The following is a 14,803-nucleotide window of genomic DNA, read 5'->3' as shown; positions in this document are numbered from 1 at the left end:
GACAACCTCCCCTTCCTTGTTTTTTCGACCGCCATTTAATTGCGCATTCTCTCCACCTTGTACACTCCCTTGATCTTGAGAATGGCGTTGACCACCCGGTTGAGGTGATCCAGGTCCTGCACATCCACCTCGAAGGTATTTACTCCCTTTCGATCGACGGTCGAATGGACATTGGCGCTGATGATATTGGCCTCGCAGGTTGAGATGGCCCCGGCAATCCCGGTCAGCATCCCCTTCTGATCCGCACAGTGCACTCGAATCTTTGCCGGACGAGAGGCCTTTTTCTTCTGGTCCCACTCCACTTCGACGCGTCTCTCGAGGTCCGCCTCAAGGACATGAGGGCACTCATTGGCATGCACCGTCACTCCCCGTCCCCGGGTGATGAAACCGACGACCGGATCCCCCGGAAGTGGATTACAGCACTTGGCAAACCGGACCATGATATCCTCAACACCGTCGATTTTTATTCCGCTGGTCGGCTTTTTTCGGATTTTCTCCAGGACCCGTCCGAGTCGTCCTGCCTTGGGGGCCGCCTTGGCGCGTTCTGCCTTCAGTTTCTCCTGGGGAACGACGCGGCCGAGCACCTGGCCGAGAGAGACTTTTCCGTAGCCGATAGCGGCGAGCAGGTCATCGCCCCCCTGGAATCCCAACTCCTCCACGGCATGCGCCCACTCCTCAGTGGTCAGAAGCCGCTTAAACCCTATTCCGTACTTGCGGAGATCCTTCTCCACCAGTTCCTTGCCCATTTCGATGCTTCGTTCCCGCTCCTGGGTCTTGACCCACTGGCGGATTCGATTACGAGCCTTGGAGGTGCTGACAAACTTCAGCCAGTCCTTGCTGGGCGTGTGGTTGGCCGCGGTCATCACCTCGACCATGTCTCCGTTCTTGAGATGGGTCTTGAGCGGGACCAGCTTTCCGTTGATCCGGGCTCCAACGCAACGATGCCCGACATCGGTATGTACGCTGTAGGCAAAATCGATGGGCGTGGCCCCCTTGGGAAGTTCTTTCACATCCCCCTGAGGGGTGAAAACGTAGACTTCCTCGGGGAACAGATCGACCTTGACCGAGTCCATGAACTCCCTGGAATCCTTGAGTTCTTGGTGCCACTCGAGCATCTGACGCAGCCAGCCGAAGCGATGGTCGTCCCCGGGGCCGCCCCCGACAAGAGCCTTTCCTTCCTTGTAGGCCCAATGAGCGGCAATCCCCTCCTCAGCCACCCGGTGCATGTCCTCGGTGCGTATCTGGACCTCCATCCGCTCCCCGTGGGGTCCGATGACGGTGGTATGGAGGGATTGATACATGTTCGCCTTGGGCATGGCGATGTAGTCCTTGAAGCGCCCCGGTATCGGCTTCCATGACGAATGGATGATGCCGAGCACGGCATAACAGTCCCGCACCGTCTTGACGATGATTCGGAGGGCGATCAGGTCGAAGACCTGGTCGAAGTCGATTCCCTGCTTTTCCATCTTCAGGTAGATGGAATACAGATGCTTCGATCTGCCCGAAACCTCCCCCTCAATGCGGTGTTCCTCAAGTTTTTTGAGAATACCGGACTTGGCCTCTCCGATATAGTTTTCACGCTCCGTCTTCTTCTTGGCGACCTTGCCGACAAGGTCGTAAAAGACCTCCGGCCTGACATGACGAAAGGAAAGGTCCTCCATTTCGCCCTTAATCCAGCTGATACCGAGACGGTTAGCGAGCGGAGCGTAGATATCGAGAGTTTCCTGGGCGATATCCCGCCCCCTCGCTTCCGGTTGATGGTCGAGGGTGCGCATATTGTGGAGGCGGTCGGCCAGTTTGACCAGGATGACACGGATATCCCTGGCCATGGCGAGGAGCATCTTGCGAAAGCTTTCCGCCTGCCGCTCCTCCCGGGTACGGAAGGTCATCTTGCCGAGTTTGGTGACCCCGTCGACAAGGGCTGCGACCTCTGGGCCGAAATTCTCTTCGAGCTGGTCCTTGGTGACCAGAGTATCCTCTACGGTGTCATGCAGAAGGCCGGTGATGATCGTGGCCACGTCCAGGCGCAGGTCGGCGAGGATATTGGCCACTTCCATGGGGTGGGTCAGGTAGGGTACGCCGGAGAGGCGGACCTGTCCTTTATGCACGTGAGCGCAAAAAACGTAGGCCTTACGCACCGCGTCGAGATCTGCCGAGGTGTCGTAGGAATGGATTTTTTCTAGAATATCGCCGATGCGAACCATGGCGACCCTAACCAAGAAAAACGATTGCCGGCGAAGGAGCGCCGGCAATCGTTAGGAAGAGACAAAAGGCAGGAAAATCAGTGGCAACGGCAGCCGATAGCGTTCCTTCCTGCCGGGAAAAGGCACAGCCTTTCTGATCAACCCTTGCGGACGGGCATCTCAAAGTCGACCTTCCCCGCTGCGACTTCCCTCAGGCTGAGTACAACTTTTTTATTACCGCCCTTGTTTTCAATCAGGGGTTGGCTTCCTTTGTACAACTGCTTGGTGCGCTTGGCGGCCACCATGACCAACAGGAATCTGTTGGGAACCTGATGCAGGCAATCTTCAACGGTGATGCGTGCCATGAATGATAATCTCCTTAGAGGATTATGGTTGTGAACCCTGTCCGCCGCTGTCCGCCGCAGGCAATGGGATGCGGAACTCTTCGGCCACCCCCGGCAATACCCTGCGGGCGCGCGCCCCCTCCGCAACGACAATGCCCTTCAGCTCCTCAAGGGCCCTGGGCAGCTCATCGTTGACCACCACGTAATCGTACCAGGCGGCTTCCCGGACCTCAATGCTTGCGTTGGCGATGCGCCGCTCGATAACTTCGGGGGCATCGGTGTCGCGGCCCTCAAGGCGCTGTCTCAACTCTGCGAAACCGGGAGGGAGGATGAAGACAAATACGGCGCCGGGGCAGGTTCGCTTCAACTGAGCGGCCCCCTGGCAGTCGATCTCCAGCAGGACGTCCTCGCCGGCGGCCCGCCAATCATCCAGGGTCTGGATCGCCGTCCCGTAACAGTTGCCGTGAACTTCGGCCCACTCGGCGAATTCCCCCGCCGCCACCATGGCCGAGAATCGCTACGCGGTGACGAAGTGATAGTCGGAACCGTCGCGTTCACCCTGCCTCCTGGGCCGCGTCGTGTAGGAGACAGAATGCCGCAGGCGGGGGAACAAGTCAATAAGTTCCTTGCATAGAGTCGTCTTGCCGGCCCCTGACGGTGCGGATACGACGAAGACGATACCATTACGTTTCATACTTCCCTTCTCTGAAAAAAGAGCCCGTTCAAAACCGGCTTTCCCGGAACGGACTTGCCTCGAGAGGGCTCGGCCCCTCGGGAGGTCGCTCATATTACTCGATATTCTGAACCTGCTCCCTGATCTTCTCCAAATCGGCCTTGATACTCACCACCCGGCGGGTCAATTCGGCATCGTTCGATTTGGAACCCATGGTGTTGGTCTCCCGGTTCAATTCCTGAAGAAGGAAATCCATCTGCCTCCCCACCGGCTCGTTCTGGGCAAACAACTTGCGAAACTGGTCGAGATGGCTGTTGAAGCGAACGACCTCCTCGGAGATATCGCAGCGGTCGGCAAAGAGGGCGATTTCCTGGGCAACCCGCTGGGGGTCGTATTCGAAATCCTTGCTCAACCGACCGAGACGCTCGGTCAGCTTTTCCTTCCACTCTACCGAAACTTCGGGGGCCCGCTTCTCAATCTCCCCCAAAAGTCCTTCGGCGGAATCGAGGTAGCTCTCCATCGCCTTTTCCGTCGCTTCGCCTTCGGCGCTGCGCATTGCCTCCAGAGAGTCCAGGGCCTGCCGAAGGGCCTGCGCGAGACAGTCCCCGACCATCTCCGTGTCCAGGTCCGCGTCGCGAAGGACGACCACATCTTTCTGTGCGGCGAGAAGGCCAAGAGGTATCCCGCCATCGACGGCGAATTCGGTGCGCATCTGTTCAAAAAGTTCTACGTAGGCACCGGCCAGCGTTCGGTTCAGAGTCGGCACGACCGGGGCGATCGATATCATTTCCTGGTTCACGAAGACGTCGATCTTGCCTCTGCGCAGCCGCTCGCCGACTTTTTTCTTTATCTCTGCCTCAAGCCCCATCAGGGAGCGGGGAGCCTTGACCGAGACGTCGCAGAAACGGTGGTTCACTGATTTGATTTCGACGGTCAGCCCGAGTGTTTCATTGGCGCTGCGTCCCTTGCCGTAGCCGGTCATGCTCTTTATCATGTCAATTTTCCTTAACAAAGTGGGATGGGCCGACCATCATCGATGGCGGCCGGACAGGAGCATAAACCAGCGGGGGCCTGCGGTCAAGCCTCGTTCAAGGCGCCCCGGTTGCGGAAAGCCTCCCGACCAGGGAGTTCTTCCACGATGGAGGAACCGATGAACCCGGTCTCATCACCGGCCGTGTTAAAGCCCCTGGCTGCCCCTCTGACATCGAAGGATCCGTCCGAAGAGACGGCCACCGGACGCCTGTTGCACCGGTATTAAATTCTATTCAATCGGTTTTGATTATACCCTGACCCAAAACATAGTCCACCGCGGCTGCCAGGTCGGCAACGGGGCGCCCCCCCAGGGCACTGGCAAGTTCTGCCTCGCTTTTTCCGTAGCCGGTCAGAACGAGAAGGGAACGGCAACCGGCCCGCAAGCCGGCCTCCACGGCCGCGGCCTTGTCCCCCACCATGAAGGATCGCGCAAGGTCGATATGGTGATCCTCCGCGGCCCGAAGCAACATGCCCGGCCTCCCCTTGCGGCAGGAGCAGTCAATTCCGAAAGCGCCGACCCCCTCGCTGGGATGGTGAGGACAGACATAGAAGGCATCGATAAAGGCGCCTACCTTGCCGAGTTCCCCCTGAAGATGGCGATGGAGCGCATCCACATCGTCCAGACCGTAGTACCCCCGGGCGACTCCCGACTGGTTGGTCACGACGATGACCAGGAAACCGGCCTCATTGAGCCGGCGGATGGCGGCAGCGGCAGCGGGAATGAATTCAAAATCCTCCACCCGGTGCAGGTACGACTTTTCGACGTTGATGGTGCCGTCCCGATCGAGGAAGACCGCTGGTCGTCTTGACTTTTTCATAGGTCCCCGTCCGGCCTAATGGTCCCGCTTGATTCTCTCGATCAGGCCGGTGGTCGACTTCCCTCCGAGCAGGGGCACGATCTCCACCCGCCCGCCGCAACTCTCCACGACGTCTTTTCCAACCACCTGTTCCGGGGCGTAGTCACCTCCCTTGACCAGGACGTGGGGCCGCAACTGCCGGATCAATTCCAGGGGGGTGTCCTCGTCAAAGATCGCCACATAGTCGACGCAGTCAAGGGCAGCCAGCAGATGCGCCCGTTCATCCTGCTCGATGAGGGGGCGGCGGGGTCCCTTCAGGCGCCGGATGGAGGCGTCGGAGTTGAGGCCGAGCACCAGCACATCCCCGAAGCTCCGGGACTGCTGCAGAAGTTTGACATGACCGGCGTGGAGCAGGTCGAAACATCCGTTGGTGAAAACGATCGTCCGCCCCTGCTCCCTCTCCAGGGCCATGAGCCCCTCGAGAATCGACCGATCCTTGATCTTGAGGTCAGAGTCGTGGTGCTGCCGGCCCAACACCAGAAGGATTTCCTGCGGGGAGACGGTCGATGTCCCGACCTTGCCGACGACAATCCCAGCGCCGATATTGGCCAGGTGTGCGGCATCCTCAAGGACCAGGCCTCCGGCCAGCCCTGCCCCGAGCAGGGCAAGGACGGTGTCGCCGGCCCCGGAGACATCGAAAACCTCCCTGGCCTCCGCTGACAGGTGAAGTTCCCCGCCCTGGGCCGCAAAGAGGGTCATCCCTTCCTCGCTGCGGGTCAGCACCAGGGAGTCCAGTTCGAGGCTGTCGCGCAACAGACGGCCGGCCTGCACGAGGCTCTCCTCGTCCACGATGGCGACTTTGGACGCCCTCTCGGCCTCCTTGCGGTTGGGGGTCAACAGGGTGGCCCCCCGGTACTTTGCATAGTCGTCCCCTTTGGGGTCGATCACCACGGGGATTTCAAACTCCTTACCGAGAGCGATGATCCTCGCCAGCAGCCCCTCGGTCAGGACGCCCTTCAGATAATCGGAAACCAGGATCGCCTGGCACCCCTTCGCCGTCCCGGAAATGTAGTCGAAGAGCCGGTCCTCGGCTGCTGCACCGATCGGCTGGCGGCATTCGCGGTCGATGCGCAGCATCTGCTGGTTGCCCGCCAGAATCCGGGTCTTGCGCGTCGTCTGCCGCCCCGGCTCCCGAAAAACCCCCTCGTCGGAGATCCCCTTGGCAACGAGCGCATCCCGAAGGAGTTCCCCTTCGCGGTCGTTGCCGACCACGCTGGCAAGCTGGACCTGGCAGCCGAGAGCGAGCAGATTGTGCAGAACGTTTCCCGCCCCGCCGAGCCGCATCTCGTCACGGGAGACGTCCACCACCTGAACGGGAGCCTCGGGAGAAATGCGTTCGGCCCGACCCCACAGATACTCGTCGAGCATCAGGTCGCCGATGACCAGTACCCGGATATCTCCGAGGCGGGACAGGAATTTTTCAGCCTCGCTGCGATTCACTCTTGCCCTCCTTGCAACGGATTCGGCCCCGCCCGATAAGAGCAAAGGAATCCGTAAGAGTTTTTGACGATGGCGACCGGCTACGGTGTCCCTTCGGAGAACAGCCGCGTTTCAACCAGATCGCACAGAATGTGGATGACGGTCTGGTGCGCCTCCTGAATCCGAGGGGTCCTGTCCGAAGGGACGGTCAGGGCCACATCCACGAGCCCGGTCATGCCTCCTCCTTCGCCCCCCAGCAGTCCGACGGTTCGGCAACCGATCTCCCGGGCGGCCTTCATGGCCGCGAGAACATTTTCGGAGTTCCCGCTGGTCGAGATGCCGATAACGACGTCGCCCGGAGCGGCCAGGGCCTCAACCTGCCGTGAAAAGACCCTTTCGAAACCGTAATCGTTGCCCAGTGCGGTGAGAATCGAGCTGTCGGTGGTCAGGGCCAGGGCGGGTAGAGCCTTGCGTTCCATCAGAAAACGCCCGACCATTTCCGCCGCAAAATGTTGGGCGTCAGCCGCGGATCCGCCGTTGCCCATGACCAGAATTTTATTCCCCGCCTCCAGGGCGCCCGTAAGGAGCGCCGCCGCCGCCTCGATCGGTCCGGTCAAAGTATTTGCGGTGCGCTCGATGGTCCGGAGGTGCTCTTCGAACACTTGCTTGATTTGCTCTGTCATAACCATTCCCTGCCTTGTTGACAAGCCATGCCCCTGAAGGGGCGGCTAATCCCCATCGAAGGTGTAGCCGAACATGTCGATGTCCGCCTTGAAATGTTCGGCCACCAGGGCGGCTGTGTCATCGGTGTAGTATTTGCGGAAAGAACCCCGGTCTTTGGCTTGCCTTTTGTGCGCCAGCTTCGGCGCCGGGAGAGCGACGTGCTCGCAGACCTGACGGAAATCGTCCTGGAGCCGTTCGTAGCGTCCCACGAAATCGACGATGACCTTGCCGTGAAGGTCGACGAGATAATCGGACTGCAGTTCGATGGAGGTGTCGATATGGTACTGGTGGGGCCTCTCGGGATCGAGTTTCCAGCGCAGAAAACTTTCAAAGTCCTCCCGACCTTCCATCAGGTGGGGTCTCTCGCGCCCGATGTGATGAAAGGAACTGACCTGCAGATCCCAGGGATTTCGGACAAAGGCGAACTTGAAAAGGGAGTCGTAAAGCTCCCGGGGCAGCATCTCGTAGGCGCAAATCGCCCTGGCGTGGCGCGGCAGTTTCGCCCCGATACTGTGGCCGGAGAGAGAGCTGAGGCGGCTGCACATGAACATGGGGTAATACCAGGGGTCCCGCCATCGGTAGCGGTTCAGGGTCGCGCGAACGCTCGTGCCTCCGGTCTTGGCGATGTGCACAAAGAGGAACTTGTATTTAAGGGAGAGCAACATCCTGTCATCATCCTTTGTCCGCTGGGAGATTGTCCCCCATCAGGGCTGCAAGATAGGCCCGGCTGCTGTTTTCCACGGTATACTCGCAGACCGCCTCTTTCAGCAGTTCGCCGTCGGGAGGGTCGGCCAGGACGGCCTGCATCGCCTCGGCCAGAGCGGCGACATCGCCGACCGGAACCAGCGGGCCAACCTCGCCGCCGCGCAGCATTTCCCGCGGACCGCTGGGGCAGTCCGTTGAGACCACCGGCGTGCCGACAGACATCGCCTCGGCCAGAACATTGCCGAACCCCTCCCACGCCGAGGAAAGGACGAAAAGGGAGGCTTTGCTCATGTAGGCGAAGGGATTTGCCACGAACCCCGGAAAATCGACATCCTGCCCTATTCCCAACTCCTCCGTCAAGGCCGAGAGTCTCTCTCGATCCGCCCCTTCGCCGAGGATCACCAGGCGGCATGCCCTCTGCTCCCTCAGCCGCGCAAAGGCGCGGATAAGGGTGGGAAAGTCCTTTTGCCGGGTCAAACGACCGACGCCGAGAACGACCGGCGGCTCCCCGGGGGCAAACCACCGGTGGGCAACCTCCTGCAGGGCCAACTCTCCGGTCTGCGGATCGATGACAGGGTTGGTGATCACCCGGAAACGCTTCGGGGGCAGTCCGGTGATCGAGGCCAAGTCGTCGGCCACGCCCTGGGAGATCCCTACGATTTCGTCGGCTTGGCGGTAGAGCAGCCAGATGGGGAGATACCACTGCCATTTTTTCAGAGTGCCCTTGCCCTCCAGGGCCGCCGAAATGGTCGTTCCCATGCGAATCGCCAGCCGGGTCGGAACCCGGGCCAGCCAGCGGGCGATAATGGCCACCTGGTTGGCGCGGTCCTTGGCTGCGAGCAACCCATCGGGGCGTTCCCTCCGCAGGTAACGGACAAGGGGCCAAAGACAAGTCAGGCTGTGCGAGGCCCCCAGCTTGACCAACCGGACCTGAGGCGGAAGCTCGTTCAGGTGCTCGCTCTGGGACTTGATCAGGAGCAGGTCCACCTGGCACCCCAGGTCGATGAAGCCTCCGCACAGCCGCGTGATCATTCTCTCGACCCCGCCCTTTCCGGAGAAGGAGACAAAGACGGCGATCCTCGGTCTGCTAGGCGTTTTCCCGGGTGGCATCAAAAAATCTCTTCGGCAACGGCCGAACCGGCGGCGGCCAGGTATTCGCCGGCGCACCGATCGGCGTGAAAGGGCTCGGCGGCCCTTTTCAGAAACTCGGCGGGATGGGGGCGGGTCATCCCCGCAAGCATCGCCTCGGTCAGAGCATCGACATCGCCCACCGGAACGAGGGGGCCGTACTTTCCTCCCTGAAGAATGTCCCGAGGCCCGCTGTGGCAATCGGTGGCGACGGCGGGAATTCCGAGGGCCAGGGCTTCGATCAACACGTTGGGAGATCCCTCCCACGCCGAGGACAGGACAAAGAGAGAGGCCCGGCGCATGTAGGCGAAGGGGTTGGCCACAAAGCCGGGCATGTCGAGATCGGCTTCGATACCGAGTTCCCTGGCCAGTTGCTCCAGGCGCCCACGCTCCTTGCCCTCGCCGAGAATGAGCAAACGGCAGCTTCGGGTCGCCCGGATGCGGGCGAAGGCACGGAAAAGGGTCGGAAAATCTTTCTGCCTCGTCATACGCCCCACCCCCACGACGACCGGCACCCCGTCTCCCTGCAGCCAGGGATGGTCGAGGGGTTCCAGAGCCCGCTCATAAAGGGTGGGAGTCACCGTCGAGTTGTTCACCACGTGGATCTCTTCCAGGGGGATGCCGGTAATGGCGGAAACATCCGCGGCCACCCCCCGGGCGTTGGCGATAATGGTATCGGCCCGACGATAGCAGTAGTTCACCGAGGTCCGCATGAGGAAGCGCTTCGGGGCGTTCCGCCGTTCCAGCGCCTTGGAGAGAGTGGTTCCGATGCGGAAGACCAGGTGGACCCCGGAACCGGTCATCTTTTTGGCGAATATCGCCTCCCGGTTGGCCCGCTCCTTGTGATTGGTGTACAGAACCTGCGGCTCGTCCTCTTCCAGGTAGCGGGCCAGCGCCCGGACCCGGTACCAGACGCTGCCGTGGCCCAGTTCCACGATGCGGATCTCGGGGCGCACCCGGGAGAGCTCCGGAATGTCGGTCTTGTTCAGAAGAAGATCGACGGATACCCCCTGGTCCACCATGGCGTTCATCAGGTTGAGCATGACATGGCTGATCGCCTGGTTTCCAGAACGGAATCCGAAAAAGGCGACCCTGCGCCCTGTTTTTTCTTTATGACGGGGCAAATCCGACTACAATGCGTTTTCGGAAGATCCCCCGGAAGCCCCGGGAATAATCCTTTTTTTCCGGAAAATTTCCGGGAAAGGTTTTTCTTGAAAAAATGACCCAGGGAAAACCTGCGGTTCTCCCTGCTGCTGATGTTCTCGGTAAGATAAGGGCTCCGCCGCCGATAGCCGAGATACCCCAGCATCTGCCCTGCGATCATTTCGAACACCTCAACCTCGCGGCCGGAGAGGGAGTCGACCCACCCCTCGGCCCTCCCCTTGTCGGGCGCTTTGCCGACCAGGCGATGCTGTCGGGCGGTGTACCCGGGCACGTTGAACTCCCCCCGACACATCTCCGGTTGATACTCAATTCCGGCAAACGCGCAGATCCGCTGCAATTCCCCCTCGGGGTCCTGCAGGAGTTTTTCGTAATGCACCCGGAGGATTCTCCCCGTGCCCAGGGACGATTCTGCCGCCAGGCCGTAGGAGAGCTTTTCAAGCCACCAGTGGGCGGCGTCCCTGACGTTGTTGGGACCCCAGTCGAGAGGGATCACCGAGGAGGCGACCCCCCTGCCGTCGCGAACGATGTGAATGAATTTCCCCTCGGGGAAGAGCTTATCGAGAAGCAGTCCGTACCGGAGGTTCCAGGGAGTGTGATCGATCCAGACTTCGGGAGCGGACCTTCCGGCCTTCTCCCCGTAGCGGCCGACGACCCATTCGACGAGGTCTCTGAAGCTCCCCTTCCCCGCGGCGGACACCGCCTCCTCCGGAGCAACGTCCAGACCCCAGATCTTGAAGCGCCAGTGGTCGACCAGCGCCCGGGCCAGAAAAGCGGAATCGTTCCCCCTGCCCTTCAGGGCCGCCTTTTCGTGAACCTTGACGATGAACTGGGATTCCGGGGTGCACAGATTCCCCGAGCCCGCTCCGAGCATCGCCCCGAGCATGGTCGTTCCGCTGCGGTCACAGCCGCCGATGAAAATCGGTCTCATCTCTTCAATCCTGCACTGGCCGCAAAACGGCGGCCGCAAAAGGGATCGCCGCCGTCTTACGGCGCGCCGGCCTCGTTTAGTCCGAGGATCTCCCGGTAGACCCTCCGGTTCCCCTCGACCATGGCCTCCAGGGAAAATTCCCCCCCGACGATCTCCTGCCCGGCATGCCCAAGCCTGCGGGCCAGGCCGGGATCGAGGAGGACCTTCACCACCGACTCCTCAAGGGCGGAAACATCGCCCGGCTCCACCAGGTAGCCGTTGACGCCGTCCCGAACGACCTCGGGGATACCGCCCGCCCGACCCGCCACGATCGGCAACCCGGCGGCAGAAGCCTGCAGCAAAGAGACCCCGAGTCCCTCCATAAAAGCCGGATGGACGACCAGATCGAGGCAGGGCAAGACCCGCGGCAGGTCCTTGCGGAAGCCGGCGAAAAGAACCTTTTCGCCGAGCCCGGCCTCACGGCAGAGCTGTTCGAGCTCTCCCCGAAGAGGACCCTTGCCAAAAAACAGGAACCGGGCGCGGGGACACTTGCGCAGAATCCCCGGCACAGCCTGGATAAGGGAACGATGCCCTTTGCGCTCTATGAGCTGGGCGATTACGGCGACGGCGGTTTCCTCCGGCCCGACACCGAACTCCCGCCTAAGCCATTCCCGGTCTCGCTCTCCTTTGAATGGACGGCTGTCCACGGCGCTGCGAACGCAGCGGACCCGTTCCGGAGGAAGCCCCTCGGAAAGAAGGACCCGTCGTATCCCTTCGGAGATGGTCACGACCCGTTCATAGGGGCTGTACTTGATGCGCGCGAGCCAGGGCGGTTCGGGATTGTCGACCCGACGGGTCAGAAGGGCCCTGGTTCCGGTGAGGCGGGCTGCGATGGGGCCCCAGAGGTCAGCTCCGCGCCGGCTGTGCACATGAACCAGGTCGGGGCGCCTTTCCCGGATGACCCGCACCAGACTGAACAGAAACCTCGGATCGAGTTCTCCGCCCATCGGGGCTTCGACGACATCGGCGCTAGAGACGGCCGCAGCGCCAATGGCACTGCCGGCGGGACAGACGAGAATATTTACGCCGCCTCCCGCCTTCAGCCCGCCCAGCAGATAAAGGACCTGCTGAGCGCCTCCGTAAAGATGCAAACCGGTTTCGATGTGAAGAATCTTCATCTCAGGCGACCACTTCCTGGGCGGCACGAAGAACGTCCTCCTGGCCAAGTGCTTCCATGCAGAGAAACCCGTCCTCGCAGGTGGGTCGCCTACGGCAGGGGGAGCAGTCCATGGGGCTGTAGAGCACCCGGAACTTGTCCCTCGGTGTCCTGAGGTAGGGACATGTCGATCCGAACAGGGCGACGGTCGGACGATCGAAAGCGGCGCCCATGTGGGTCAGGCCGGTGTCCACCCCGATCAGAAGGGAACAATTCTTGAGGACCGCGGCGGTTTGGCCGAGAGTCATGCTCCCCACCAAATCGACCAACGTCCCCTCTTCGCAGGCAGCGATCCGGGCTCCACGCTCGACGTCCCCGGGACCGCCGAGCATGACCGCCTGCATCCCGAACTTGTCCCTGACTCCCCGGGCCACCCCGGCCCATCGTTCGTCCAGCCAGTGCTTCTGGGGCCGGGTCGTGAAGGGTGCGAAGGCCGCGAAGGGGAACTCCACGCCCGCCCCGCGGAGCTTCTCCAGGGCGCTCTCCTCGTCCTCGGGGGAGACCGCGATGTGCGGTTCGAACCCTCCGGGACTGAGGCCGAGGTCCTCCATCATGCGAATATACTCTGAGCTCATCCTCTTGTCGCCGGAGCCCCGGGCGACGATCCGGGTCATGAGAGACCGGCCCGGCTCGCGGGAATCGAACCCGACCCGCTGCCGCGCCCCGGACAGCCAGGCCAGAACCCGGCTCTTAAGGAGCCCCATCGCGTCGATGGCGAGGTCAAACTCCTCGCGGCGCAACTGCCGCGCAAGGACCGACACCTCCCTGGCCAGTGCCAGCAGGCGGCCCCGGCGGAGAAGCTGGCGCCAATGCCCTTTAGGCCAGAGGAAAACCTGGTCCAGGTCCGGATTGGAAGCAAGCAAATCCTTGACCTGGGGCTCGGCCAGCCAGGCGATCCTTGCCCCGGGGTAGGCACAGCGCAGCACCTTGATCATGGGCGATGCCATGACCACGTCGCCGATGGCACTCGGTCTGATGATCAGTATCTTTTTCATATTCCAAGGAGCGGGAGGCGATCGTCTCCTCCCCGGATGTCTATGCGGTCAGCAGTTCCTGGTAAAGAGCGCGGTATGCCGCAAGTACGGCTTCAGGGCTGTGCTCGGAGCAAAGGGTCTGGTACCCCCTCTCGGCGATACGGCTGCGGTCAGAGTCACTGGCCCGGATCAGCTCGGACATCCTGTCCGCCATCCCGACCGGATCCTGGCAAGGAACCAGCAGACCGTTTTCCCCGTCCCGGATCAACTCCGCACCGCCCAGCGAGGAGGTCGACACGACCGGCAACCGATGAGCCCACGCCTCCAGGATGACGTTGCCCAGCGTTTCGTGCCGGGAAGGGCAAACGAAGAGATCCGCGAGGTCGAAATAGGGATGGGGATCGTTCTGCCAGCCCGCCCAGCGCAACCGCTTCTCGATGCCAAGCTCTGCGGCCTGGGCCAAAAGCTTTTGTTTGAGGGGGCCGTCCCCTGCAATGACCAGGAAAAAGGGCCGCCCCCCGACCTCAGCAGGAAGCCGCGCAAAGGCCGGCAGCAGGTCGTCGAAACCTTTGACCTCGGTGAACCGCCCGAGGGCGAAAAGGACGAAAGCGTCCTCCGGCAATCGGAGTAAGTTTCTCAGCGTTTCCCGGTCCTCCGGGGAGGTCGCGGGTCGGGGCTCGACGAAGTTGCCGATGTAGAACACCCGCTCCGAGGGCAGCCCCTGCTGAACGAGATAGTCGCACAGCTTCCGGGTATTGCCGACCCAGGCGTGGGCGTGCCGGTAATAGCCGTCGATTTTGTAGTACCCCCCCAGTCGCGCCACGTGCTTAACTCCCCATCCTTGGGGGATGCGGGTCAGGCGGGTGCCGCGGCCCATGTAGCTCTGAACGATATCGATCCGCTCCTTCCGCACCAGGCGGCGGATTGCGAGGCCCGAGAGGATGTCCCAGCCGTTTCGCATGGGAACGTGGAACTGGCGCGTGGAGTCTCCGACGACGGGGCGCAGCTCGCTGCCCGGCCGCACCACGGCCGTGGCGCAGTGATCCGGCCCGTTCAGTCCACGGACCAACCGCTGGAAAAACTGTTCGGCTCCGCCCATTTTGCGGCTGCCGATAATATGCAGGGAACGCAGCATGCCTTTATCTACCGTGCCCACTCCGGGCTTTGGGCCCGGGGCCCCATGGTCAGGGATCAAAAACTCTCCGCCTCGTCAATGAGCATGACCGGGATGTCGTCCAGAATCGGGTACAGCAGCCGGCACTCTTCGCAGACGATCCGGTTCTTCTCTTTTCGGAGATGCACCTCCCCCTTGCACTTGGGACATGCCAGCAACTCAAGCAACTTTTCCGAAATTGCCATCTCAACTCCTTCTCGCAAAAAGGGGTTAAACGCCCTTTCCATGACCGCCTCGTCCTGAACGACGAGATCCATGGGGACCTGGTAGCAGGGGACGGGAAGCTCACCGGAAGGAAGTTTAA

The 14,803-nt window shown here is 61.6% G+C and carries 14 protein-coding genes and 1 pseudogene; all 15 read right to left on the bottom strand.

The window, feature by feature from the left end; genetic code table 11:
* Positions 1-35: 35 nt before the first annotated feature.
* The gene (locus C0617_RS06795; RefSeq protein WP_291316261.1) at positions 36-2,204 is read right to left on the bottom strand and encodes a bifunctional (p)ppGpp synthetase/guanosine-3',5'-bis(diphosphate) 3'-pyrophosphohydrolase; all 2,169 of its coding nucleotides are present in this window, start codon (positions 2,202-2,204) and stop codon (positions 36-38) included.
* Positions 2,205-2,341: 137 nt separating this feature from the next.
* Entirely contained in the window at positions 2,342-2,548 is a 207-nt protein-coding gene (rpoZ, locus tag C0617_RS06790; protein ID WP_291316260.1) for a DNA-directed RNA polymerase subunit omega, read from the bottom strand.
* A 22-nt stretch (positions 2,549-2,570) separates the two neighbouring features.
* Positions 2,571-3,221, bottom strand: a pseudogene (gene gmk, locus C0617_RS06785) (guanylate kinase).
* Between the two features lie 94 nt (positions 3,222-3,315).
* Positions 3,316-4,194 carry a YicC/YloC family endoribonuclease gene (locus tag C0617_RS06780; RefSeq protein ID WP_291316259.1) on the bottom strand — a complete coding sequence of 293 codons (879 nt, stop codon included), beginning with the start codon at positions 4,192-4,194 and terminating at the stop codon, positions 3,316-3,318.
* A 271-nt stretch (positions 4,195-4,465) separates the two neighbouring features.
* Complete coding sequence (locus C0617_RS06775; RefSeq protein WP_291316258.1) at positions 4,466-5,050, bottom strand: HAD family hydrolase; 585 nt, start codon at positions 5,048-5,050, stop codon at positions 4,466-4,468.
* Between the two features lie 15 nt (positions 5,051-5,065).
* Positions 5,066-6,529 carry a D-glycero-beta-D-manno-heptose-7-phosphate kinase gene (gene rfaE1, locus C0617_RS06770; protein WP_291316257.1) on the bottom strand — a complete coding sequence of 488 codons (1,464 nt, stop codon included), beginning with the start codon at positions 6,527-6,529 and terminating at the stop codon, positions 5,066-5,068.
* Between the two features lie 80 nt (positions 6,530-6,609).
* Positions 6,610-7,191 (bottom strand): D-sedoheptulose 7-phosphate isomerase, encoded by a 582-nt coding sequence (gmhA, locus tag C0617_RS06765; protein WP_291316256.1) that lies wholly within the window; start codon positions 7,189-7,191, stop codon positions 6,610-6,612.
* 45 nt (positions 7,192-7,236) lie between these two features.
* Positions 7,237-7,896 (bottom strand): sulfotransferase family 2 domain-containing protein, encoded by a 660-nt coding sequence (locus C0617_RS06760; protein WP_291316255.1) that lies wholly within the window; start codon positions 7,894-7,896, stop codon positions 7,237-7,239.
* 7 nt (positions 7,897-7,903) lie between these two features.
* On the bottom strand, positions 7,904-9,046 hold the full coding sequence (locus C0617_RS06755; protein WP_291316254.1) for a glycosyltransferase: 1,143 nt from the start codon (positions 9,044-9,046) through the stop codon (positions 7,904-7,906).
* Positions 9,046-10,107: a glycosyltransferase gene (locus tag C0617_RS06750; protein ID WP_291316253.1), complete on the bottom strand. Its 1,062-nt coding sequence runs from the start codon at positions 10,105-10,107 to the stop codon at positions 9,046-9,048. The genes C0617_RS06755 and C0617_RS06750 overlap by 1 nt, the downstream gene beginning before the upstream one ends.
* Positions 10,095-11,156, bottom strand: a complete 1,062-nt coding sequence (locus tag C0617_RS06745; protein WP_291316252.1) for a sulfotransferase — start codon at positions 11,154-11,156, stop codon at positions 10,095-10,097. The genes C0617_RS06750 and C0617_RS06745 overlap by 13 nt, the downstream gene beginning before the upstream one ends.
* A 56-nt stretch (positions 11,157-11,212) precedes the next feature.
* A complete protein-coding gene (locus C0617_RS06740) occupies positions 11,213-12,313 on the bottom strand; it encodes a glycosyltransferase (protein ID WP_291316251.1) in 1,101 nt (366 codons plus the stop codon).
* Between the two features lies 1 nt (position 12,314).
* Positions 12,315-13,346, bottom strand: a complete 1,032-nt coding sequence (gene waaF / locus C0617_RS06735; protein ID WP_291316250.1) for a lipopolysaccharide heptosyltransferase II — start codon at positions 13,344-13,346, stop codon at positions 12,315-12,317.
* Between the two features lie 40 nt (positions 13,347-13,386).
* On the bottom strand, positions 13,387-14,460 hold the full coding sequence (locus C0617_RS06730; RefSeq protein WP_291316249.1) for a glycosyltransferase: 1,074 nt from the start codon (positions 14,458-14,460) through the stop codon (positions 13,387-13,389).
* Between the two features lie 56 nt (positions 14,461-14,516).
* Positions 14,517-14,803: Trm112 family protein (locus tag C0617_RS06725; RefSeq protein ID WP_291316248.1), on the bottom strand; the 287-nt coding region annotated here is incomplete at its 5' end.

The organism is Desulfuromonas sp. (assembly GCF_002868845.1).
GTDB lineage: Bacteria > Desulfobacterota > Desulfuromonadia > Desulfuromonadales > BM501 > BM501.
Note: the sequence above shows the minus strand (reverse complement) of the source record. Positions and strands in the feature narration are given on the sequence as shown.

Bases quoted from the DNA above. Each gene is read 5' to 3' on its own strand.
- C0617_RS06775 (WP_291316258.1), bottom strand. From the start codon at position 5,050: ATGAAAAAGTCAAGACGACCAGCGGTCTTCCTCGATCGGGACGGCACC.
- C0617_RS06755 (WP_291316254.1), bottom strand. From the start codon at position 9,046: ATGCCACCCGGGAAAACGCCTAGCAGACCGAGGATCGCCGTCTTTGTC.
- rpoZ (WP_291316260.1), bottom strand. From the start codon at position 2,548: ATGGCACGCATCACCGTTGAAGATTGCCTGCATCAGGTTCCCAACAGA.
- C0617_RS06780 (WP_291316259.1), bottom strand. From the start codon at position 4,194: ATGATAAAGAGCATGACCGGCTACGGCAAGGGACGCAGCGCCAATGAA.
- C0617_RS06730 (WP_291316249.1), bottom strand. From the start codon at position 14,460: ATGCTGCGTTCCCTGCATATTATCGGCAGCCGCAAAATGGGCGGAGCC.
- gmhA (WP_291316256.1), bottom strand. From the start codon at position 7,191: ATGACAGAGCAAATCAAGCAAGTGTTCGAAGAGCACCTCCGGACCATC.
- C0617_RS06740 (WP_291316251.1), bottom strand. From the start codon at position 12,313: ATGAAGATTCTTCACATCGAAACCGGTTTGCATCTTTACGGAGGCGCT.
- waaF (WP_291316250.1), bottom strand. From the start codon at position 13,346: ATGAAAAAGATACTGATCATCAGACCGAGTGCCATCGGCGACGTGGTC.
- C0617_RS06795 (WP_291316261.1), bottom strand. From the start codon at position 2,204: ATGGTTCGCATCGGCGATATTCTAGAAAAAATCCATTCCTACGACACC.
- C0617_RS06750 (WP_291316253.1), bottom strand. From the start codon at position 10,107: ATGCTCAACCTGATGAACGCCATGGTGGACCAGGGGGTATCCGTCGAT.
- C0617_RS06760 (WP_291316255.1), bottom strand. From the start codon at position 7,896: ATGTTGCTCTCCCTTAAATACAAGTTCCTCTTTGTGCACATCGCCAAG.
- C0617_RS06745 (WP_291316252.1), bottom strand. From the start codon at position 11,156: ATGAGACCGATTTTCATCGGCGGCTGTGACCGCAGCGGAACGACCATG.